This is a genomic window from Pseudomonas sp. NFX224 (assembly GCF_048565165.1).
Classification (GTDB): Bacteria; Pseudomonadota; Gammaproteobacteria; order Pseudomonadales; family Pseudomonadaceae; genus Aquipseudomonas.
Map to the genome: position 1 here is coordinate 4419876 of NZ_CP183416.1, position 22063 is coordinate 4441938.

Sequence of the window (22063 nt, forward strand, 5' to 3'; positions counted from 1 at the left end):
TTACGGTGCACGCTTATTCGGGTTTCAAGCGTTTCACCTTTGTATAAAGCGAAGCGGTGAACTCTTCCCGATCACTCGAATGGTGACAACGCCGATGGCAATTCGGGCATAGCGCCACAGCATTGCTCGGACGATCCGAACCGTCCTGTGCCAAATGCTTAACGTGATGAACTTCAAGAAACGGACTGCCCGACTTTTCAAACGGAGCTGGGTTGCCACAGCCTTCGCATTTACCTTCAGCCTGTTGGCGAACCCATGCTCTCACTTCCGGATCACGAACATACGACTTTCCCCCGGACTGAGTTTGCTCTGGTTTCTCAATCCCCTTCGGCTCGACTTTAATCGATTGTCGCTCAAGCTTTGCAGCTCGCCGCTCCAGTGTCGCTTCGTCGGCTGTCGGGGCGAAGTCTTCAGGAGTTAAAGGACCTGGAGCATTGAGTGCTTCGCGAATGCTCTTCGCAACATTGGCGCCGACATTCTTGGCGGGTTTGTAGCCCACGATGGGCTTACGCCCGAGTTCGACCAGTACGGTAGAAATGTTCTGCATCCGAAACTCAACCGAACCTTTTGTCCGACCGGCCAAAGCACCCTCGCGCAGGACGCGGTTTTCATGAGCTTTATTGATCGCCTGACCGTTCTGCTCACGAGAAAGCATGCTGAGATAGGCATCGACCGCAGCCTGAATCTCTACCTCATTCCAATCGCCGTTGCTCTTTTCCGTATCCATACAATCGCCGAGGGTTAAATATCCTCGGACGTTACTGACTGGTCACTACGACTGTCTACGAAAATTCCTACACAAAGCGGAGACGAATCTCGCAAGCGATCCTACAAACAGGTCGCCTACCCACTCAATCGGGATGTTTTGGGTGAAGGTGCTCAGGTCGCAAAAGTTGAAAAGGTCGCCGAGGTCGAGCAGGTCCTGTTGAACAGACATAAAAAATCCGATGCCAGAGGTCTGGCATCGGATTTTCGGGGAAGCCCGACTCTGACTCAAATGCTTAAGTGAACAGCATTACGATCAAATCGGGGCTTTTTGATTTTCGATTTGCCGGTTCTAGTCGTCAAATCGCAGCGAACTCAGGAATCAATCCCAGCTCAAAGCCCCACCCGTCTGATACTCAATAACCCGCGTCTCAAAGAAGTTCTTCTCTTTCTTCAAGTCCATGATCTCGCTCATCCAAGGGAACGGATTGGTCGTCCCTGGGTACTCTTCTTTCAAACCGATCTGCGACAGGCGACGGTTAGCGATGAACTTGAGGTAGTCCTCCATCATCGCCGCGTTCATGCCCAACACGCCGCGAGGCATGGTGTCGCGGGCGTATTCGATTTCCAGTTGAGTGCCTTGCAGGATCATTTGCGAGGCTTCTTCCTTCATTTCGGCATCCCACAGGTGTGGGTTTTCGATTTTGATCTGGTTGATCACGTCGATGCCGAAGTTCAGGTGCATGGATTCATCGCGCAGGATGTATTGGAACTGCTCGGCGACGCCGGTCATTTTGTTGCGGCGGCCCATGGAGAGGATCTGGGTGAAGCCGCAGTAGAAGAAGATGCCTTCCAGAACGCAGTAGTAGGCGATCAGGTTGCGCAGCAGTTCTTTGTCGGTTTCGACGGTGCCGGTTTCGAACTTCGGATCGGAGATCGAACGGGTGTATTTCAGGCCCCAGGTGGCTTTTTTCGCGACCGATGGGATCTCGTGGTACATGTTGAAGATTTCGCCTTCATCCATGGCGAGCGATTCGATGCAGTACTGGTAGGCGTGGGTGTGGATTGCCTCTTCGAAAGCCTGGCGCAGGATGTACTGGCGGCACTCCGGGTTGGTGATCAGGCGGTACACGGCCAGGACCAGGTTGTTGGCAACCAGGGAGTCGGCGGTGGAGAAGAAGCCGAGGTTGCGCATCACGATGCGGCGCTCGTCGTCGGTCAGGCCTTCCGGGTTTTTCCAGAGGGCGATGTCGGCGGTCATGTTGACTTCTTGCGGCATCCAGTGGTTTGCGCAGCCGTCCAGGTACTTCTGCCAAGCCCAGTCGTACTTGAAGGGTACGAGTTGATTGAGGTCGGCGCGGCAGTTGATCATGCGCTTTTCGTCAACGGCGACACGGGCGGAGGCGCCTTCGAGTTCGGCGAGGCCTTCGGCGACGTCGAGCGAATCCAGGGCAGCTTTGGCGCGGGCAACGGCGGCGGAGTCAGCAGCGGTCACGGCGCGGGCTTCCAGGGCGGCGGCACCGCCAGCGCTGTCGAGACGGTCCATGTTGGCTTCGGTGGCGTGGCCAGCGTTGGCGCTCTTGACTGCTACTTCCGTGTCTTCTTTGTCGAATTCGTCCCAGCTCAGCATGACGTGTCGTCTCCTGCGTGAGGGCCAGTGTGCCCGTGTGAAAATTGGTCGGTTGGTTTTTCACACGGCCGTACTGGCCGCGTTGGATATCGTTTTTTTGCGGTGCTACGCAGGCAAATAAACATAAATATGTACGGGGTTCCGAGAGCCTCTGATGGGCGCAATCAGCATCGAATGCCGTTGCGGGGCTTCAGACTGGCTATTGATCCCTGTAAGGGGATATTGCAGGCCCGTTTAAGGCCGCATTATAGGGAAATTTTTACGGTCGTGGTGGGGCGAATCCGCGCATGGAGCGGACGAGAGGGCGGGTTTTTCGGTCGGAGCGAGGGTTTACAGGGCTTTGGCGGGTGAAGATTTTTTTTCGTAAATTTTGCTTGAATTCGGTTTTGTTCAAAAAGTAGTCAAAAAATGCCGTTTTTCACTACATCTTGTGTTTGGTGACGCTTTTCGACGACTGCAAACACAACTGAGCCCGACCGAAGCCGGGCTGGAATCGACACTCAGCAAGCGCTGAATTGATCCGATTCGGTGCAGTTTGAATCAGCCACTGGAGCAGCCGTTGCCCATCACGCTGTAACGCAGAATATGGCGCTGACCTTTTGAGTCGTCGTATTCCATTTTCATCGGGACAACTTCACACACATTGGGCACTTCGCTCATGGAAACAACTTTGGCGATGTCCAGGTGCATCGAGTAAGTGTATTCCTCGACCGGGGGTTGTTGCTGCGCGACATCAGTCCGGACCTCGTCTGCCATGGCGGTTACGCACAGACTGCTGAGGGCCAGTACCAATAAAGCTTTCATTTAAGTTTTACCTTTCTTGAGGCGAGAGGGGGCACGCAATCTTTTTGGGATTGCGTGTGGAGCTTGAGTACTTGCTTGTTTGATTAACTGCCTTCGTGGGGGCTGTGACTTGGTTAATCAGGGTTTGCCTGGTTGGCGGGGCAGATTTTAGGCGCAGGCGCTTTGTCCATATAGCCGTGGTTTTGATAAACACCTTTGACAGATCCTGTAACAATCCCTCATTAGCCTGTTCTTTGTGGCAGCGAGTTGGCTCACGATGAGTCAGAGGGCACGGCGGTGTGCCAGATTGGGCGCGTTATCGATGACGACCATCGCGAGCAGGTTCGCTCCTGCACGAACCGCGGTGGTATTGGGCTTGCGGGGTTTTCACGACAATTTGTAGGGGCTTGTTACTACCATCGTCGAATGGTTCTATAGCCCCGGCCCGGCTAAAACGGGGTCATACAAAAACAACTATTCCACCGAGGTAAGAAAGATGAGTGCGGCTTCCCTGTATCCCGTTCGTCCCGAGGTTCTGGCCAATACGCTGACCGACGAGGCGACCTACAAGGCCATGTACCAGCAGTCCGTCGTCAACCCCGACGGTTTCTGGCGCGAGCAAGCCAAGCGCCTCGACTGGATCAAGCCTTTCAACACGGTGAAGCAGACTTCCTTCGACGATCACCATGTCGACATCAAATGGTTCGCCGACGGCACCCTGAACGTTTCCTACAACTGCCTCGACCGTCATCTGGCCGAGCGCGGCGATCAAGTCGCGATCATCTGGGAGGGCGATGACCCTTCCGAAAGCCGCAACATCACCTACCGCGAACTGCACGAACAAGTCTGCAAGTTCGCCAACGCCCTGCGTGGCCAGGATGTGCATCGCGGCGACGTGGTGACTATCTATATGCCGATGATCCCCGAAGCCGTGGTCGCCATGCTGGCCTGTACCCGGATCGGCGCGATTCACTCGGTGGTGTTCGGTGGTTTCTCGCCGGAAGCCCTGGCCGGTCGCATCATCGACTGCCGCTCGAAAGTGGTGATCACTGCCGACGAAGGTATTCGTGCCGGCAAGAAGATCTCGCTCAAGGCCAACGTCGACGACGCGCTGACCAACCCTGAAACCAACAGCATCCAGAAAGTCATCGTGTGCAAGCGCACCGGTGGCGACATCAAGTGGAACCAGCATCGCGACATCTGGTTCGAGGACCTGATGAAAGTGGCGGGCACCGTTTGCGCGCCAAAAGAGATGGGCGCCGAAGAAGCACTGTTCATCCTGTACACCTCCGGTTCCACCGGCAAGCCGAAGGGCGTGCAGCACACCACCGGCGGCTATCTGTTGTACGCGGCCATGACCCACGAGCGCGTGTTCGACTACCGTCCGGGCGAAATCTACTGGTGCACCGCTGACGTCGGCTGGGTCACCGGTCACAGTTACATCGTCTACGGCCCGCTGGCCAATGGCGCGACCACGCTGCTGTTCGAAGGCGTACCGAACTATCCGGACATCACCCGGGTGGCGAAGATCGTCGACAAGCACAAGGTCAACATCCTCTACACCGCACCGACCGCGATCCGCGCGATGATGGCCGCGGGCACCGCCGCTGTTGAAGGCGCCGATGGCAGCAGCCTGCGTCTGTTGGGTTCGGTGGGCGAGCCGATCAACCCGGAAGCCTGGGACTGGTACTACAAGAATGTCGGCAAGTCCCGTTGCCCGATCGTCGACACCTGGTGGCAGACCGAGACTGGCGGCAACATGATGAGCCCGCTGCCGGGCGCGCACGGCCTGAAGCCGGGTTCCGCGGCACGTCCGTTCTTCGGTGTGGTACCGGCCCTGGTGGACAACCTGGGCAACATCATCGAAGGCGAGGCCGAGGGTAACCTGGTGATTCTTGATTCGTGGCCAGGCCAGGCGCGTACGCTGTACGGCGATCACGACCGCTTCGTCGACACCTACTTCAAGACGTTCCGTGGCATGTACTTCACCGGTGACGGCGCCCGTCGTGATGCCGATGGTTACTACTGGATCACCGGTCGCGTGGACGACGTGCTCAACGTCTCCGGCCACCGCATGGGCACCGCTGAAATCGAGAGCGCGATGGTTGCGCACCCGAAAGTCGCCGAAGCCGCTGTGGTTGGCGTGCCGCACGACATCAAGGGGCAGGGCATTTATGTGTATGTCACCCTGAAAAATGGTGAAGAGCCGAACGAGCAGCTGCGTCTGGAGCTGAAAAACTGGGTGCGCAAAGAGATCGGCCCGATTGCTTCGCCGGATGTCATCCAGTGGGCGCCGGGCCTGCCGAAGACCCGTTCGGGCAAGATCATGCGGCGGATTCTGCGCAAGATCGCGACGGCTGAATACGATGGGTTGGGCGATATTTCCACCCTGGCCGATCCGGGTGTGGTGCAGCATTTGATTGATACGCACAAGACGATGAATGTGGCGTAAGCGCTGGTTCTGAGTCGCTGAAAGCCCCATCAGGTGTTGAGCCTGGCGGGGCTTTTTTGTGCCTGAGGTTTTTGTGTTGGCTGGGCTGGCCTCATCGCTAGCAGGCTAGCTCCCACAGGGAATTTGAGGTGGGTGAGCGTTAATGGCACGACACAAAACCATTGTGGGAGCTAGCCTGCTAGCGATAGCAATCAGTCAGGCACCACTTAAACACGGGCCAATAATTATCGGCTTCCATCCTCGGAACATTCCTACTGTTACCCGCGATCTTTCAGGTTACTGAATGTGTAACCGCCTCGCGCCGATTCGGGGCGTTGGGAAACGCCGAGCCCCAAATCGGGGCCAAAAACCTTCGTTAGAAAAATAAGACCCTACGCTGCGCTTGCCGGATTAGAAGGCTTTGCCAATAATAGGCCCGCAATTTGCAGTATTGACCGGTTCACTGTCTTTTGCTCTTGCATGATTTTGCAGGGGTGTCAACGTGCTTGGGCGGCTTTCTCGGTGCTTCTGTAATTAGTTGTCGCATTGAAGAAATATCGGCTTCGGGCCTGTCGTTAGAATGCCGATCACTCGCTCGTCGTTGCTCGTGTTGAATATCAACACCCGCTTCCCAGGACGCAGCAACCGCTTTGCGGTCCCACTCATTCGCATAATGGGCTGTCGCTCACTCTGCCGTTTTAGCCCTTTACCGATGGAGTTCCAAGATGAAGAAACTCGTGCTGCTTGGCGCCCTGGCACTTGCCTCCGCGCTGTCCCTGCCAACCTTCGCCGATGAAAAACCTCTGAAAATCGGTATCGAAGCGGCTTACCCTCCGTTCGCCTCGAAAGCCCCGGATGGCAGCATCGTTGGTTTCGACTACGACATCGGCAACGCCCTGTGCGAAGAGATGAAGGTCAAGTGCGTGTGGGTCGAGCAAGAATTCGACGGTCTGATCCCGGCACTCAAAGTGCGCAAGATCGACGCGATCCTGTCGTCCATGTCGATCACAGAAGACCGCAAGAAGTCCGTCGACTTCACCAACAAGTACTACAACACCCCGGCTCGCCTTGTGATGAAGGCCGGCACTCAGGTCAGCGAAGGCCTGACCGAGCTCAAGGGCAAGAACATCGGCGTGCAACGTGGTTCGATCCACGAGCGTTTCGCCCGTGAAGTCCTGGCCCCGCTGGGTGCCGAGATCAAGCCATACGGTTCGCAGAACGAAATTTACCTCGACGTGGCCGCCGGTCGCCTCGACGGCACCGTGGCAGACGCTACGCTGCTGGATGACGGTTTCCTGAAGACCGACGCCGGTAAAGGTTTCGCGTTCGTCGGTCCTGCGTTCACCGACGTCAAGTACTTCGGTGACGGTGTAGGTATCGCGGTTCGCAAGGGTGACGCGCTGAAAGACAAGATCAACACCGCGATCGCTGCCATTCGCGAGAACGGCAAATACAAGCAAATCCAGGACAAGTACTTCGCCTTCGATATCTACGGCAAGTAACACGTCCCGGCGACAAGTCCGAAATGGCGCAAGCAACAGGATCTCTGAGGTTTGCGCCATTTTTTCATCCCAACTTTCGAGGACCTGAATCATGTTGAAAGGCTACGGGGCTGTCATCCTCGATGGCGTTTGGCTGACGCTTCAGCTCGCCTTGTCGTCCATGGCCCTGGCCATCGTTCTGGGCCTGATTGGCGTGTCACTGCGGCTGTCGCCGGTGCGCTGGCTGGCCTGGCTGGGCGATCTGTACTCCACCGTGATTCGCGGCATTCCCGACCTGGTGCTGATCCTGCTGATTTTCTACGGCGGCCAGGACCTGCTCAACCGCGTCGCACCGATGCTCGGTTATGACGACTACATCGACCTGAATCCGTTGGTTGCCGGTATCGGCACGCTGGGTTTCATCTTCGGTGCGTACCTGTCGGAAACCTTTCGTGGCGCGTTCATGGCGATCCCCAAAGGTCAGGCTGAAGCGGGCATGGCCTACGGCATGAGCAGTTTTCAGGTGTTCTTCCGGGTGTTGGTGCCGCAGATGATTCGCCTGGCGATTCCGGGCTTCACCAACAACTGGCTGGTTCTGACCAAGGCCACCGCGCTGATTTCGGTGGTGGGTCTGCAAGACATGATGTTCAAGGCCAAGCAGGCGGCCGACGCCACCCGCGAACCTTTCACCTTCTTCCTCGCAGTGGCGGCGCTGTACCTGGTGATCACCAGTGTCTCGTTGCTGGCATTGCGTCAACTTGAGAAGCGCTACTCGGTAGGCGTAAGGGCGGCTGATCTATGATCTTCGACTACAACGTCATTTGGGAGTCTTTGCCGCTGTACCTCGGCGGCTTGCTGACTACCCTCAAGTTGCTCGGGCTGTCGCTGTTTTTCGGCCTGCTGTGTGCGTTGCCGCTGGGCTTGATGCGCGTCTCGAAAAACGCCGTCGTCAACATGTCGGCCTGGCTCTACACCTACGTCATCCGCGGCACGCCGATGCTGGTGCAGCTGTTCCTGATCTACTACGGTCTGGCACAGTTCGAAGCGGTACGCGAAAGCTTCCTCTGGCCGTGGCTGTCCAGCGCCACATTCTGTGCGTGCCTGGCGTTCGCCATCAACACCAGTGCCTACACCGCCGAAATCATTGCCGGCAGCCTGCGCGCCACGCCGAACGGCGAAATCGAAGCGGCCAAGGCCATGGGCATGTCGCGCTTCAAGATGTACCAGCGCATCCTGCTGCCGTCGGCCCTGCGCCGGGCGCTGCCGCAGTACAGCAACGAAGTGATCATGATGCTGCAGACCACCAGTCTGGCCTCCATCGTGACCCTGATTGACATCACCGGTGCCGCGCGCACGGTCAACGCCCAGTTCTACCTGCCGTTCGAGGCTTACATCACGGCCGGCGTGTTCTACCTGTGCCTGACCTTCATTCTGGTGAAGCTGTTCAAACTGGCCGAGCGCCGCTGGTTGGGCTACCTGGCCCCGCGGAAGCACTGATATGGAACGCATCGATCATTCACTGCCGTGGAGCCATTTGGGCAGCGAGCGCAAGATTTCGGTATTCCGTTTCGGCAGTGGCGAGCGCAAGGCCTACATTCAGGCCAGCCTCCACGCCGATGAACTGCCGGGCATGCGCACCGCCTGGGCGTTGAAAAAACGGCTGGCCGAACTCCAAGCCCAAGGCTTGCTCAACGGCGTGATCGAACTGGTGCCGGTGGCCAATCCACTGGGCCTCGGTCAACTGCTGCAAGGCAATCATCAAGGGCGTTTCGAGGCGGGCAGCGGCAAGAACTTCAACCGCGATTTTGTCGAGCTGAGCGCGCCTGTAGCCCTAGAGCTCGATGGACATCTCGGTGATGATCCGCACGCCAACATTCGTTTGATCCGTCAGTCCATGAGCGATCATCTGGCCGCATTGCCACCGGCCAGCAGCCAGTTGCAGGGCATGCAGCGCATCTTGCTCAGTCATGCCTGCACCGCTGATGTCGTGCTGGATTTGCATTGCGATGCCGAAGCGGCGCTGCACATGTACGCCTTGCCGCAGCACTGGCCGCAATGGCGTTCACTGGCCGCGCACCTGAACGTGCGGGTCGGTCTGCTGGCGGAAGATTCCGGCGGCAGTTCGTTCGACGAAGCCTGTTCGCTGCCGTGGTTGCGCTTGTCCCGTCTGTTCCCGGACGCGCAGATTCCACTGGCGTGCCTGGCGACGACCATTGAATTGGGTGGTCAGGCCGACACCGGTCGCGCCGAAACCGAGGCGTACGCCGAAGGCATCCTGGCGTTCCTCGCCGAGCAGGGTTTGATTAGCGGCGAGTGGCCGAAGCCAGCGCAGGACGCTTGCGAAGGCATGCCGTTCGAAGGCACCGAATTGCTGTTTGCGCCGCATCCCGGCGTGGTGAGTTTCCTGCGTCAACCCGGCGAATGGGTTGAAGCCGGCGATGAGATTTTCGAAGTGATCGATCCGCTCGCGGATCGGGTCAGCACGGTGTGTGCTGGTACGTCCGGGGTGCTGTTTGCCATTGAGCGGCTGCGTTATGCCCAACCCGGTTTCTGGCTGGCCAAGGTGGCGGGGCGCGAAGCGCTGCGTCACGGGCGCTTGCTCAACGACTGACTGACTGTTTTTGTGAGAACCGACCGCATGTACAAACTTGAAGTCCAAGACCTGCATAAACGCTATGGCAGTCACGAAGTGCTCAAGGGCGTGTCCCTGAAGGCGGCGGCTGGCGATGTGATCAGCATCATCGGCTCCAGTGGCTCCGGCAAAAGTACTTTCCTGCGCTGCATCAACCTGCTGGAGCAGCCGCACGCGGGCAAGATCCTGCTCAACAATGAAGAGTTGAAGCTGGTGGCGAACAAGGACGGCGCGCTGAAGGCCGCCGACCCTAAGCAACTGCAACGCATGCGTTCGCGCCTGTCGATGGTGTTCCAGCATTTCAACCTGTGGTCGCACATGACTGCGCTGGAAAACATCATGGAAGCGCCGGTGCATGTACTCGGCGTATCGAAAGCCGAAGCACGCGACAAGGCTGAGCACTACCTGAACAAGGTGGGCGTGGCCCATCGCAAAGACGCCTACCCGGGCCACATGTCCGGCGGCGAACAGCAGCGCGTAGCGATTGCCCGTGCGCTGGCGATGGAACCGGAAGTGATGCTGTTCGACGAACCGACGTCGGCCCTCGACCCGGAACTGGTGGGCGACGTGCTGAAGGTCATGCAGGCCCTGGCCCAGGAAGGCCGGACCATGGTGGTGGTGACCCACGAAATGGGCTTCGCCCGTGAAGTGTCGAACCAGTTGGTGTTCCTGCACAAAGGTGTGGTCGAGGAAAGCGGCAACCCACGCGAAGTGCTGGTTAATCCGCAATCGGAACGTTTGCAACAATTCCTCTCGGGCAGCCTGAAGTAATCGCTCCCGTTACGCACCAAATTAGGTCATGCTGCGCAGCGCGCGCCAGATGGTCTAATTTGGTTGCAGCCGCTTTTGGCTTCTAACACTGTTTTCGTTTCGGATTGCCCGCCATGACTGCCCATCGAATTGGTTTCCTGATTTGGCCCAGCACTAAAGCACTGACGCTTGCGCTGGCTGAGGAGGCCTTGCGCGTAGCTCAGCGTGTGCATCCGGACGTTGTCTACGAACTGTCGTTCCTGCAAGCCGAACCGCCGGCCGAAGGTCAATGGCAATTGCCCGGCGAAGCCTGGGCCGGCAAGCTCGAAAATTTCCAGAAACTGTTCCTGCTCGCAGACGAGCCGCCGACCACATTGGCGCCCGCACTCAGCAGCGCGCTCAAGCAATTGGTGCGTGCCGGTTGCGTGATCGGCGGTCTGTCGGCCGGTGTGTATCCGTTGGCGCAACTGGGTTTGCTCGACGGTTATCGCGCTGCCGTGCACTGGCGCTGGCAGGACGATTTCGCCGAGCGCTTCCCGAAAGTCATCGCCACCAGTCATCTGTTCGACTGGGATCGCGATCGCCTGACCGCGTGTGGCGGTATGTCGGTACTCGACCTGCTGCTGGCGGTGCTGGCCCGAGATCACGGTGCCGAACTGGCCGGTGCGGTCTCGGAAGAACTGGTGGTCGAGCGCATTCGCGAAGGCGGCGAGCGCCAGCGCATTCCGTTGCAGAACCGTCTCGGCTCCAGCCATCCAAAGCTCACCCAGGCGGTGTTGCTGATGGAGGCCAACATCGAAGAGCCGCTGACTACCGACGAAATCGCCCAGCATGTGTGCGTGTCCCGCCGGCAACTGGAGCGAATCTTCAAGCAATACCTCAACCGCGTGCCGAGCCAGTACTACCTGGAGCTGCGCCTGAACAAGGCCCGGCAGATGTTGATGCAAACTAGCAAGTCGATCATCCAGATCGGCCTGTCCTGCGGCTTCTCCTCGGGGCCGCACTTCTCCAGCGCCTATCGCAATTTCTTCGGTGCCACGCCGCGGGAAGATCGTAACCAGCGGCGCAGCAGCAGTCCGTTCGAGCTGTCATCGGTGTCCCCGGAACGCGGTTGATCCCGATTAATTTTCCGGTTCGGACGTCTCGGAACTCGACACCTCCAGTTCTGCTCGTTCGATGACTGCCTGAACGCCGAAGTCGACGCTGGTCAGCCTGAAGTACTCAAGCAGGATTTGCAGGCTTTCTTCAGACAACGGATTACCCCGAAGGCTGATGCTTTCGGCGACTTCCAGCGGCAGTTCGATGAGGTCGGCGGGTATCTGGCTGATCGCGTTGTCACTCAGGTCTACGGTTTCCAGGCTCTTGAGCTGCATCAGTCCGGCGGGTAATTCGGTGAGCTCGCAGTTATCCAGTTGCAGGGTCGCCAGGTCTGTTATCTGGCTGATGTCCGGAGCCAGTCCCAGCGGATTGTTTCTCAAGTCGATGAATTCCAGGCGGGCCATCTCGGCCAGGTTCAGGACAGACTGCGGGGTCAGGGTGATGTTGCAGTCAGGAAGATTGAGCGATCTCAAAGCGCTCATCCGGAAGATCGCATCCGGGATATCACCCAGGCTGAAGTCGTTGATGACGAGGGTCTCGAGTTTGGGGAAACATTCCAGGAACCCAGTGACGTCTGTGGTCAGGCCACTCTCGCTACTCAGGTAAACCAGAGAAACATGGCTGAAGTCTGCGCTCAGTGTCGGCAGGCTACCGGTAATCCGTGTGTCCAGACTCAGGTCATAAGTAATCGCTTGCAGCGAATCGTTGAAATCATCCGGTTCGATTTCCCGGCGCCAGCAGCGCAGTATGGACTCTCTGAATGCGTCCCGCGTCGAATGTTCGATCAGCAGTTGCTGGGCAGTGAACGGTTGATGGGTGTGAGGGTGGACGGCAGGGATATCGGCGGTCCAGGCGGACAGATCGTTCTCCAGGGTTGCCAGTTCTGCCTCTCGGCGTGTCAGTTCGGCTCGACCTTCACCCAGGGTCCCGGGCAGTTGGTAGATGAATTTGCTGGCGTCTTCCTGGTCCATCCAGGGGTACAGCGCTTGCGCGCGGCGGGTATCTGTTTCTTCGGCAAAGATACCGAAGTCCTGTCGGGTCTGGAGGAAGTGTTGCTTGAGGCGTTCGCGGGCGGCCGTCGAAAGCGGGTTGTTGCCCAGATCAAAACCTTCCTGGGTACTGCGCTGCAATGTGAACAGGGTGTCGGGTAACGCCTTGACCTGGTTGCCATTGAGCAGGGCACTGCGCAGATGTGGACGCGTCATTAAGTCGCGCGGCAGTTCGGTGAGGCCTGTCTGCGATAAATCGATGTAGTTCAAATCGGGCATGCCGCCGATATCGGGCACCAGGCCCAGGGGGTTGTTGTACAAGTCCAGAATGCTCAACTGATGCAGACCGGCAAGCCCGGCCTGGCTCTCGGGGCTGAGGGTGATCGCGCAATTGCTGAGAATCAGTTCTTTGAGTTGCAGCGATGGAAGGGTGTCCGGCAAGCGGCCAAGGTTGACGTCGGAGAGTTTCAGAATACGCAAACCGGTAAAGCAGCGCAGAAACTCGTGCATGCCCCGCGTGGCGCTACTGCCATTCAGACTCAGCATCGTGACGCCGCTGAAGTCGGTGCTCAGTGTTGGCAACTCGCCGATGATGGGTTGGAAGAAGTTGAAGCCGGCCGTTTCAACGCCGCTTTCGGGGAGGGTCCATTGCTGTCGCCAGCAGTCCATCAGATCGAAGGTGAATTGTTGGCGGAGCTGCTTTTGTACGGCGAACTGCTCGGGAGTGACCCTGATTTGTGTGTCTGGAATAAATAGCGGAATTTCGTCGCGCCAGGAAGAAAGCGTTTCATGAAGCTGCGTGTGTTGAGCCATGAGCCGGCTCAGTTCTGCCCGCGGTCCGCTTGGGTGCCGTTGCAAGCGTTCGACAAACGTGTCGAGTTGTTCGACGGATAGATGGGGGAACAATGTCTGAGCCCGGGTTTGCAAGGTGGGTGTATTGGTTGGCATTCGACGATACCCGTTACTGCCGCCGAGCAAACGCATCACCTTTGGGTCGTAGGTGGGCTTGAGGTCAGGGTGTTGAATCAGCCGTGCGCGCAATGCATCACGACTCAAGGCGTACTGGCGAATCAACTGCTTGAGCCGCTCACCTTCACCGATATGAAGATTCAGGGCGGTGCGTTCACTGTCCGGCATAGCCTGTAACAGGCAGGTGTATAGCGAGCCCATTGCGCTGAGTTCTTCGCCGTCATGATCGAACGCCTGATACGAGCCTTCTTCGCCGAGCACCAGTATTTTACGCAGGGGCGCGTCGACGCTTCCAAGGCTGTCGAAGAGTGGACCTTGAGGGCTGTATCGGCGGATTTCCAGGCGTAGCTGTCCCGTCCAGCCCGGTAGTTTTTCCAGGGTGTGCAAGGCCAGCCGGTGAGTGTCGAGATTGTTCTCGGTCGATGGCAAATCAAGCCCCTCGTAGCTGCGTGTCACTCGTACTTGCAAGCCGGCCTCCAGGCTCAGTTCGGTCAAGCGAGGGGCAACGGTTACTTTTTTCAGCTGTTGCAGTTCCAGATCGCTTGCGGTGTTCACAATCGCGTCTGCAACGCTGTTTGGCAGTCCGGGCTGGGCATCCTTGACGATTTGTACCGCTGAGCGAGCGCCACGTTCGAGTCTGCGGTAACGCTGCTCGAACAGGCTTTGCCGTTTTTGTCTGGCAAGCCGCGCGAGTATCTGACGCAATCGATGCGCCCGGCTTTCCGGGGTTGGGAAGGGGTGGCCGGGTTCTTCGCCCAACAGCGTTCTGGCTTCGCTGTCCGGCAGGCTCAGGAGAAAGGTTTTCAACAGGTCGCCGTCGGTGAGGCGGGCTGTATCGATTTGCACGACGGGCACATCGGGCGACGGGCTTTGCCAAAGGGTTTGCGCATTTTCGTCGATCAATCGCAGGCCTTTGTTTTCCGGCCAATAGCCGTATTCATTGAGCAGTTCCATCTGAGTGACCGGATCCGCCTTGAGGAAGCGCTCCGGCTGGTCACTGCCGATCTGATCGATAAAGGTTTGTATGTCCTGATCGATCGTGAAGCGTTTGAGTGTGTCGGCCAATAATGGCGGCACCTGCCCGGCATTCACATGCATCTTGCGCAGGGCATCTTCGTGGCAGCCGCTGATGCTGAGGATGCGTTCGCGAGTGCTGGCCGCAAATCGCTGCATGTCCGGGCCGACACGCTGCAGCACGGTGGCCTGGTCCCAGCTCAGGGGCTGGTCGAGCTCGGTTTGCCAGGCACCGGCGCCGTAGTGCTTGAGCTGAGGTTTATAGACCTCAGGGCGGGAGGGGTGGTCGATACGATGCTCGCCGCTGACAGAATCCTCGCTGACGGCGTAGTTTTTGCCTTCCAGGGGTAACAGGGTTTTTCCTTGATACCTGTGCAGTCCGAGTGAATCCGGTGTTGAGTCCGCCGGGAGCGTGGCGGGGTGCTCGTAGGTGGTCAGGTCGGGTTTCCAATAGCGGGTTTCGCCATTGGGGCGCTTCACGGAATTGAAACGGTCGATGTACTGCACAATTTCCTTGGGCAGGATCGCGCGAAATTCTCTCGCCACGATTCCGCCACCCACCGCAAAGCTGCCCAGTTGTACGGCGGATTCAACAACGCCCATGAAATGCCCGAAGGCTTCGGTGGTGTGGCCCTCGGCCCAGTCAACAATGCTTTCGAAGGTTTCGTCGAGCAACTGGTAGGCGATGTAGGCCAGCATCAACTCGCCAAGGAAGGGTACGAACGGCAGGGCAATAAAGGCCGCGATGTTCAGCAGGGTCGACGCTATTTCCGTGAAGGAATCCCATAACGCCCAGCGGGCTCTCTGGTCGACTGTTGCGGTGGACACCGCGATCACTCGCGCATCGTTGAGGATCTTGTTGAGCTTGCTCTGATAGAGGTGAGTCCACAGATCGTTTTTCACCAGCGTGCCCGTCATGTGCAAGTCGGGATGTTGGTTGGGACGCTCTCGCCAGGTCGGGCGCGGATCGCCCGACGGAACAGGCTGCCAGGTTACAGGTGATAGTTCGTTGTTCAGCTGCGCGAAAAAGTGCCCGCGATCCTCATGATCGATGAATCGACTGAAAAACTGTTGGTATTCGGAGTCACGCAAGCGCTGACCAAGTTCTTCGGCGAATGCGGCGGTTGAACTGTATTCCTTGATCGGGTGCTGGGGGGCGTCAGGAATGTAGGCCACCACCCTGACCACGTCTGTTGCGCGCTCCAGATCCGGTGCAAACAAAACGATGCCGGTCAGGCGAGCGTTCATGATGGTCAGTTCATGGCAGCCCCAGGGCTGACCATGCAAACGTAAATGCGGCAGGTTGTCGAGCAAGCCAAGCATCAGTCGGTGGGCGTCACTGCCCAGCAATTTTTGCATCTGCGCCATGTGCAGGGCGGCGGTGAGGGCGGTTTTCTGGCTGTCGTGAATTCTCGATTTCAGTCTGGCCGCGGCCACAAGATTGCTGAGGCCAAGGTTGTCGTCCAGATACTCTTTATAGCGCTGGCCAATGTCCAGTTCCCGGCAGAGGCGGGTAAACGCCGTGATGGACATTTTTTCCAGCATCTGCGGCAAGGTATTGAAGTGCCCGGTGGCAGAGGGTGGCGTGATGTAAGTCGAGGCGGGCTCGAAGGCGTCTGCTTCGGTTTCGGCGCTTTCAAAATTATGCAGCGCGGCATCCAGCAGCGACACCGTCCAGATGCGCGCAGCGCCGGATTTCAGCCGCAGCCACGGGATATGAGCCGGGATGTAAAGCTGAAGGAAGGTTCTGCGAGCGTCCAGTTCCAGGCCGAATTGGCTCTTGAGCGCCTTTTCGAGCAGTGGCTCGGCGAAGTCGGCGGGGCTCTGCAGCTTTGCCATCATCTGATCAACCTGATTCTGGCTGGTGACATGGCGGACGATGAGTTTGCCCAGTTCCGCATGCTGATGTGGGGGCGCATTCTTGAGCCCGGCCGCAATGCCGGGCGTGCTGTTGCGCAGCGCCTCACGCCGTTGGGGCGTTGCCTGGTGGAGCCAGGAGGGGATCGCATTGATCAGATGTTGATAATGAGCGTCTGGCCTGAATGAACCGGTAGCAATGTCGGTCTGTTGGATATTCATGCGGTTAAAGTGACCATCGAAGTTGGATGAGGTCCTTAGGAAACCGCGCGAACGCGCACGACGTGCGGTACATATGTAACGCACTCATCGAGTCGGCATGCGTTACAACACAGCAAGCCTGCCGCAAACGCCCGCCGCCAGTTAAACTGCGCCTTTGCGACCCTATATGTCGCATTGCCGTAAACCCGGAAAAATCCGGGGTTTGCGCTATAAGAAGTTGTCGCTTGGCGACAAGGCCGGGCTGAAAACTGTCCTTACAATCCTCACCAAGCTCGCCAGTTTCAGGCGAGTGTTTTCTCTTCAGGAGACTCCGATGTCCGTTGAGCACGCTGCGGTACAACGCGCCGATTTCGATCAGGTAATGGTTCCCAACTATGCGCCTGCCGCATTCATTCCTGTGCGTGGCGCCGGTTCCCGCGTCTGGGACCAGTCCGGTCGCGAGCTGATCGACTTCGCCGGCGGGATTGCCGTAAACGTACTGGGCCACGCGCATCCGGCGCTGGTCGGTGCCTTGACCGAGCAGGCCAACAAGCTGTGGCACGTGTCCAACGTGTTCACCAACGAGCCGGCCCTGCGCCTGGCACACAAGCTGGTCGATGCCACCTTTGCCGACCGTGCCTTCTTCTGCAACTCCGGAGCCGAAGCCAACGAGGCCGCCTTCAAGCTGGCCCGTCGTGTCGGTTTCGACCGTTTCGGCAGCGAGAAGTACGAAATCATCGCCGCGCTCAACAGCTTCCACGGCCGTACCTTGTTCACTGTGAACGTGGGTGGCCAGTCGAAGTACTCCGACGGTTTCGGTCCGAAAATCACGGGCATCAGTCACGTGCCGTACAACGATCTGGCCGCGCTGAAAGCCGCCATTTCCGACAAAACCTGCGCTGTGGTGCTGGAGCCGATCCAGGGCGAAAGCGGTGTGATCCCGGCTGAACTCGAATACCTGCAAGGCGCCCGCGACCTCTGCACCGCCAACAACGCACTGCTGATCTTCGACGAAGTGCAAACCGGCATGGGCCGTACCGGCCATCTGTTCGCCTACCAGCACTACGGCGTGATCCCGGACATCCTGACCAGCGCCAAGAGCCTGGGCGGCGGTTTCCCGATTGCAGCCATGCTGACCACCGAAGACCTGGCCAAACACCTGGTCGTCGGCACTCACGGCACCACCTACGGCGGTAACCCGCTGGCGTGCGCTGTTGCGGAAGCCGTGATTGACGTGATCAACACCCCTGAAGTGCTGGCCGGCGTCAACGCCAAGCACGACAAGTTCAAGGCGCGCCTTGAGCAGATCGGTGAGAAGTACGGCCTGTTCACCCAGGTGCGTGGCATGGGCCTGTTGATCGGCTGCGTGCTGAGCGATGCCTGGAAAGGCAAGGCCAAGGACATCTTCAACGCCGCTGAGCAGGAAGGTTTGATGGTCCTGCAAGCCGGCCCGGACGTGGTGCGTTTCGCCCCGAGCCTGGTGGTGGAAGACGCCGATATCGATGCCGGTCTGGACCGCTTCGAACGTGCCGCTGCAAAACTGACCCAAGCCTGATAGACCCTTCGACGCCTGCACGTCAGGCGTCGAACTCAATTTTGTTCCGGGCTGGATCAAAACTGTGGGAGCCAGCCTGCTGGCGATGAGGGCCTGACAGCCAACATCATTGTTGCCTGACAGGTCGATATCGCCAGCAGGCTGGCTCCCACAGTTGACTCTGAGTTGTCTCAGGGATGGCCCGGGATTTTTTCTTCTGTAAGTTTTGAGATTAAGGAGTGACACCATGCTGGTGATGCGCCCTGCGCAAATGGCTGATCTGGGCGAGGTACAGCGTCTGGCTGCGGACAGCCCGATTGGTGTCACTTCCTTGCCGGATGACGTTGAACGCCTGAGCGACAAGATCGCCGCGAGCGAAGCCTCGTTCGCCGCCGAAGTGAGCTTCAACGGTGAAGAGAGTTACTTCTTCGTCCTCGAAGACAGCACCACCGGGAAACTGGTCGGTTGCTCGGCGATCGTCGCATCGGCCGGGTATTCCGAGCCGTTCTACAGCTTCCGTAACGAAACCTTCGTGCACGCCTCCCGCGAGCTGAAGATTCACAACAAGATCCACGTGCTCTCGCAGTGCCACGACCTGACCGGCAACAGTTTGCTGACCAGTTTCTACGTACAGCGTGATCTGGTGGGGTCGCCGTGGTCTGAGCTCAACTCCCGCGGACGCTTGCTATTCGTCGCCAGCCACCCGGAGCGCTTTGCCGATTCCGTGGTGACCGAGATCGTCGGTTACAGCGATGAAAATGGCGACTCGCCATTCTGGGATGCCATCGGTCGCAACTTCTTCGACCTCAACTACGCCGAGGCCGAGCGTTTGTGCGGACTGAAGAGCCGTACGTTCCTCGCCGAACTGATGCCGCATTACCCGATCTACGTGCCACTGCTGCCGGACTCCGCGCAAGAAGCGATGGGCCAGGTGCATCCACGGGCGCAGATCACCTTCGACATCCTGATGCGCGAAGGCTTCGAGACCGATCACTACATCGACATTTTCGACGGTGGCCCGACCCTGCATGCCCGCGTCTCGGGGATCCGTTCGATCGCCCAGAGCCGTGTGGTGCCGGTGAAAATCGGCGAGGCGGTCAAAGGTGTCGGTCGTCAGTACCTGGTGGCCAATGCGCAGTTGCAGGATTACCGCGCGGTCATGCTTGAGCTCGATTACGCGCCGGGCAAACCGGTGACCCTGGATCTGGAAGCGGCCGAAGCCCTGGGCGTCGGCGAAGGTGCCAGCGTGCGCCTGGTAGCGGTTTAACGCCTGCCTGGCCTGATTGCTTGTATAGAAAGCAGCGAAGTTTCACGGGTGGCGCAAGCGGCCCGTTTGAGGAGATAGCATGATCGTTCGTCCCGTACGCAGCAGCGATTTACCCGCTCTGATCGACCTGGCCCGCAGCACCGGCACCGGCCTGACCACTTTGCCGGCCAATGAAGCACGGCTGGCCCATCGGGTTGGCTGGGCCGAGAAGACCTTTCGCGGCGAAGCCGGGCGGGGCGATGCGGACTACCTGTTCGTGCTCGAAGATGACGACGGTCGCGTGGTGGGCATTTCCGCCATCGCCGGCGCTGTCGGTCTGCGCGAGCCCTGGTACAACTTCCGCGTCGGTTTGACGGTCAGCGCCTCGCAAGAGCTGAACATCTACCGCGAAATCCCCACGCTGTTTTTGGCCAACGACCTGACCGGTAACTCCGAGCTGTGCTCGCTGTTCCTCCATGCCGACTACCGCAGTGGCCTCAACGGCCGCATGTTGTCCAAGGCGCGGATGCTGTTCATCGCCGAATTCCCGCAACTGTTCGGCAACAAGATCATTGCCGAGATGCGCGGCGTGTCCGATGACGCCGGGCGTTCGCCGTTCTGGGAAAGCCTGGGTCGACACTTCTTTAAAATGGAATTCAGCCAGGCCGACTACCTGACGGGTGTGGGCAACAAAGCGTTCATCGCCGAATTGATGCCGAAATTCCCGCTGTACACCTGCTTCCTGTCGCCGGATGCGCGCAACGTCATCGGTCAGGTGCACCCGGACACCGAGCCGGCGCTGTCGATGCTCAAGAGTGAAGGTTTCAGCTATCAAGGCTACGTCGACATTTTCGACGCCGGCCCGGCAATCGAGTGCGAAACCGGCAAGATCCGCGCGGTGCGTGACAGCCAGGCGCTGGTGTTGGCCATCGGCACACCGGGTGACGACGCCACGCCGTTCATCATTCACAACCGCAAGCGCGAAGACTGCCGGATCACCGCCGCACCCGCACGCTTCGCCGCCGGCACGCTGGTGGTCGACCCGCAGACTGCCAAACGTCTTCAACTCAACGCCGGCGATCAGGTGCGCGCCGTTCCGTTGTCCGTTGCTCGGGAGTCGAAATAATGAACTCGCTATACATTGCTGGTGAATGGCTGGCTGGTCAGGGCGAAGCCTTTGAATCGTTGAACCCGGTGACCCAGCAAGTGCTGTGGTCCGGGACCAGCGCCACCACTGATCAGGTCGAGTCGGCCGTGCAAGCAGCACGTCAGGCGTTTCCGGGCTGGGCTCGCCGTACGCTGGAAGCGCGTATTTCGGTACTGGAGGCCTTCGCCGCCGCGTTGAAAAACAACGCCGACGAACTGGCTCGCACCATCGGTGAAGAAACCGGCAAGCCGCTGTGGGAAGCCGCGACTGAAGTCACCAGCATGGTCAACAAGATCGCGATCTCGGAGCAGAGCTACCGCGAACGCACCGGCGAGAAGAGCGGCCCTCTGGGTGACGCCACCGCTGTACTGCGCCACAAACCACACGGTGTGGTGGCGGTGTTTGGCCCTTACAATTTCCCCGGCCACTTGCCGAACGGTCACATCGTGCCGGCGTTGCTGGCCGGTAACAGTGTGCTGTTCAAGCCAAGTGAGTTGACGCCGAAAGTCGCCGAGCTGACGGTCAAGTGCTGGATCGAAGCCGGCCTGCCAGCGGGCGTGTTGAACCTGCTGCAAGGCGCTCGTGAAACCGGTATCGCCTTGGCGGCGAATCCGGGCATCGACGGTCTGTTCTTCACCGGGTCCAGCCGCACCGGCAATCACCTGCACCAGCAATTCGCCGGTCGCCCGGACAAAATCCTCGCGCTGGAAATGGGCGGCAACAATCCACTGGTGGTCGATCAGGTCGCCGATCTGGACGCCGCCGTGTACACCATCATTCAGTCAGCCTTCATTTCTGCCGGTCAGCGTTGCACCTGTGCCCGCCGCTTGCTGGTGCCGCAAGGCGCCTGGGGCGACGCGTTGCTGGCGCGTCTGGTGGCGGTCAGCTCGACCATTGACGTCGGTGCTTTCGATCAGCAGCCGGCGCCGTTCATGGGCTCGGTAGTTTCCCTCGGTGCTGCGAAAGCGTTGATGGATGCGCAGGAACATCTGCTGGCCAACGGCGCTGTGGCGCTGTTGGAAATGACTCAGCCGCAAGTTCAGTCGGCGTTGCTGACGCCAGGCATTCTGGACGTGACCGCTGTGGCCGATCGTCCTGACGAAGAGCTGTTCGGCCCGTTGCTGCAAGTGATCCGCTACGCTGATTTTGAAGCGGCGATCGCAGAAGCCAACAACACCGCCTACGGCCTGGCGGCTGGCCTGCTGTCTGATTCCGAAGCGCGTTACCAGCAATTCTGGCTGGAAAGCCGCGCCGGTATCGTTAACTGGAACAAGCAACTGACCGGTGCCGCGAGCAGCGCGCCATTCGGCGGCGTCGGCGCTTCGGGTAACCATCGCGCCAGCGCCTACTACGCGGCGGATTACTGCGCGTACCCGGTGGCCTCGCTGGAAACGCCGAGCCTGGTGTTGCCTGTCGCTCTGACACCTGGCGTGAAGATGGCGTGATGCCCATCGCCAGCAGGCTGGCTCCCACAGGTTCGGTGGTGTTTACACATAGTGTGTACGACGCAACCACTGTGGGAGCCAGCCTGCTGGCGATGGCCGCGCCCCGGCCCGACTGAACAGTTACTGAAGCCTATAACAACAGAATTCTCGT

At 58.9% G+C, this 22063-nt stretch carries 15 protein-coding genes; 11 read left to right on the forward strand and 4 right to left on the reverse strand.

Translation table 11 applies throughout. The features are described 5' to 3' along the window. Positions 1-13: 13 nt before the first annotated feature. The 3 genes from ACNYC6_RS20210 to ACNYC6_RS20220 form a co-directional block, all read right to left on the reverse strand. Positions 14-727, reverse strand: coding sequence for an HNH endonuclease (locus ACNYC6_RS20210; RefSeq protein ID WP_419708862.1), 714 nt, complete (start codon positions 725-727; stop codon positions 14-16). A 360-nt stretch (positions 728-1087) separates the two neighbouring features. Beyond that, entirely contained in the window at positions 1088-2335 is a 1248-nt protein-coding gene (locus ACNYC6_RS20215; protein ID WP_007978181.1) for a ribonucleotide-diphosphate reductase subunit beta, read from the reverse strand. A 540-nt stretch (positions 2336-2875) separates the two neighbouring features. Beyond that, on the reverse strand, positions 2876-3139 hold the full coding sequence (locus ACNYC6_RS20220; protein WP_419708863.1) for a DUF2790 domain-containing protein: 264 nt from the start codon (positions 3137-3139) through the stop codon (positions 2876-2878). A gap of 475 nt (positions 3140-3614) precedes the next feature. Here ACNYC6_RS20220 and acs point away from each other — a divergent pair, with 475 nt between their 5' ends. The 7 genes from acs to argR all read left to right on the forward strand — a co-directional run bounded on the left by acs (position 3615) and on the right by argR (position 11527). After that, complete coding sequence (gene acs, locus ACNYC6_RS20225) at positions 3615-5570, forward strand: acetate--CoA ligase (protein WP_419708864.1); 1956 nt, start codon at positions 3615-3617, stop codon at positions 5568-5570. 704 nt (positions 5571-6274) lie between these two features. After that, positions 6275-7051, forward strand: a complete 777-nt coding sequence (locus tag ACNYC6_RS20230; RefSeq protein ID WP_419708865.1) for an ABC transporter substrate-binding protein — start codon at positions 6275-6277, stop codon at positions 7049-7051. 91 nt (positions 7052-7142) lie between these two features. After that, positions 7143-7832 carry an ABC transporter permease gene (locus ACNYC6_RS20235; RefSeq protein ID WP_416126069.1) on the forward strand — a complete coding sequence of 230 codons (690 nt, stop codon included), beginning with the start codon at positions 7143-7145 and terminating at the stop codon, positions 7830-7832. Then, positions 7829-8527: an ABC transporter permease gene (locus tag ACNYC6_RS20240; protein WP_419708866.1), complete on the forward strand. Its 699-nt coding sequence runs from the start codon at positions 7829-7831 to the stop codon at positions 8525-8527. The genes ACNYC6_RS20235 and ACNYC6_RS20240 overlap by 4 nt, the downstream gene beginning before the upstream one ends. A gap of 1 nt (position 8528) precedes the next feature. Then, on the forward strand, positions 8529-9641 hold the full coding sequence (locus ACNYC6_RS20245; RefSeq protein WP_419708867.1) for a M14 family metallopeptidase: 1113 nt from the start codon (positions 8529-8531) through the stop codon (positions 9639-9641). A 27-nt stretch (positions 9642-9668) separates the two neighbouring features. After that, positions 9669-10433 carry an ABC transporter ATP-binding protein gene (locus ACNYC6_RS20250; protein ID WP_338582527.1) on the forward strand — a complete coding sequence of 255 codons (765 nt, stop codon included), beginning with the start codon at positions 9669-9671 and terminating at the stop codon, positions 10431-10433. A 113-nt stretch (positions 10434-10546) separates the two neighbouring features. Then, positions 10547-11527: a transcriptional regulator ArgR gene (argR, locus tag ACNYC6_RS20255; protein ID WP_419708868.1), complete on the forward strand. Its 981-nt coding sequence runs from the start codon at positions 10547-10549 to the stop codon at positions 11525-11527. 6 nt (positions 11528-11533) lie between these two features. Here the strand turns inward: argR and ACNYC6_RS20260 are convergent, their stop codons facing one another. Further along, positions 11534-16561 carry a dermonecrotic toxin domain-containing protein gene (locus ACNYC6_RS20260; RefSeq protein WP_419708869.1) on the reverse strand — a complete coding sequence of 1676 codons (5028 nt, stop codon included), beginning with the start codon at positions 16559-16561 and terminating at the stop codon, positions 11534-11536. 313 nt (positions 16562-16874) lie between these two features. Here ACNYC6_RS20260 and ACNYC6_RS20265 point away from each other — a divergent pair, with 313 nt between their 5' ends. The 4 genes from ACNYC6_RS20265 to astD all read left to right on the forward strand — a co-directional run bounded on the left by ACNYC6_RS20265 (position 16875) and on the right by astD (position 21912). Beyond that, positions 16875-18095, forward strand: a complete 1221-nt coding sequence (locus ACNYC6_RS20265) for an aspartate aminotransferase family protein (RefSeq protein ID WP_419708870.1) — start codon at positions 16875-16877, stop codon at positions 18093-18095. Between the two features lie 226 nt (positions 18096-18321). After that, positions 18322-19341, forward strand: coding sequence for an arginine/ornithine succinyltransferase subunit alpha (gene aruF / locus ACNYC6_RS20270; RefSeq protein WP_419708871.1), 1020 nt, complete (start codon positions 18322-18324; stop codon positions 19339-19341). A 79-nt stretch (positions 19342-19420) separates the two neighbouring features. Next, positions 19421-20446, forward strand: a complete 1026-nt coding sequence (gene astA, locus ACNYC6_RS20275; RefSeq protein ID WP_419708872.1) for an arginine N-succinyltransferase — start codon at positions 19421-19423, stop codon at positions 20444-20446. Beyond that, the gene (gene astD, locus ACNYC6_RS20280) at positions 20443-21912 is read left to right on the forward strand and encodes a succinylglutamate-semialdehyde dehydrogenase (protein ID WP_419712991.1); all 1470 of its coding nucleotides are present in this window, start codon (positions 20443-20445) and stop codon (positions 21910-21912) included. Before astA ends, astD begins: the two co-directional genes overlap by 4 nt. The last annotated feature ends 151 nt before the right edge of the window (positions 21913-22063 follow it).

What these genes read in the sequence shown, in the direction of transcription:
- ACNYC6_RS20210 (WP_419708862.1), bottom strand. Translation starts at nt 727, where the DNA reads ATGGATACGGAAAAGAGCAACGGCGATTGGAATGAGGTAGAGATTCAG.
- ACNYC6_RS20215 (WP_007978181.1), bottom strand. Translation starts at nt 2,335, where the DNA reads ATGCTGAGCTGGGACGAATTCGACAAAGAAGACACGGAAGTAGCAGTC.
- ACNYC6_RS20220 (WP_419708863.1), bottom strand. Translation starts at nt 3,139, where the DNA reads ATGAAAGCTTTATTGGTACTGGCCCTCAGCAGTCTGTGCGTAACCGCC.
- acs (WP_419708864.1), top strand. Translation starts at nt 3,615, where the DNA reads ATGAGTGCGGCTTCCCTGTATCCCGTTCGTCCCGAGGTTCTGGCCAAT.
- ACNYC6_RS20230 (WP_419708865.1), top strand. Translation starts at nt 6,275, where the DNA reads ATGAAGAAACTCGTGCTGCTTGGCGCCCTGGCACTTGCCTCCGCGCTG.
- ACNYC6_RS20235 (WP_416126069.1), top strand. Translation starts at nt 7,143, where the DNA reads ATGTTGAAAGGCTACGGGGCTGTCATCCTCGATGGCGTTTGGCTGACG.
- ACNYC6_RS20240 (WP_419708866.1), top strand. Translation starts at nt 7,829, where the DNA reads ATGATCTTCGACTACAACGTCATTTGGGAGTCTTTGCCGCTGTACCTC.
- ACNYC6_RS20245 (WP_419708867.1), top strand. Translation starts at nt 8,529, where the DNA reads ATGGAACGCATCGATCATTCACTGCCGTGGAGCCATTTGGGCAGCGAG.
- ACNYC6_RS20250 (WP_338582527.1), top strand. Translation starts at nt 9,669, where the DNA reads ATGTACAAACTTGAAGTCCAAGACCTGCATAAACGCTATGGCAGTCAC.
- argR (WP_419708868.1), top strand. Translation starts at nt 10,547, where the DNA reads ATGACTGCCCATCGAATTGGTTTCCTGATTTGGCCCAGCACTAAAGCA.
- ACNYC6_RS20260 (WP_419708869.1), bottom strand. Translation starts at nt 16,561, where the DNA reads ATGAATATCCAACAGACCGACATTGCTACCGGTTCATTCAGGCCAGAC.
- ACNYC6_RS20265 (WP_419708870.1), top strand. Translation starts at nt 16,875, where the DNA reads ATGTCCGTTGAGCACGCTGCGGTACAACGCGCCGATTTCGATCAGGTA.
- aruF (WP_419708871.1), top strand. Translation starts at nt 18,322, where the DNA reads ATGCTGGTGATGCGCCCTGCGCAAATGGCTGATCTGGGCGAGGTACAG.
- astA (WP_419708872.1), top strand. Translation starts at nt 19,421, where the DNA reads ATGATCGTTCGTCCCGTACGCAGCAGCGATTTACCCGCTCTGATCGAC.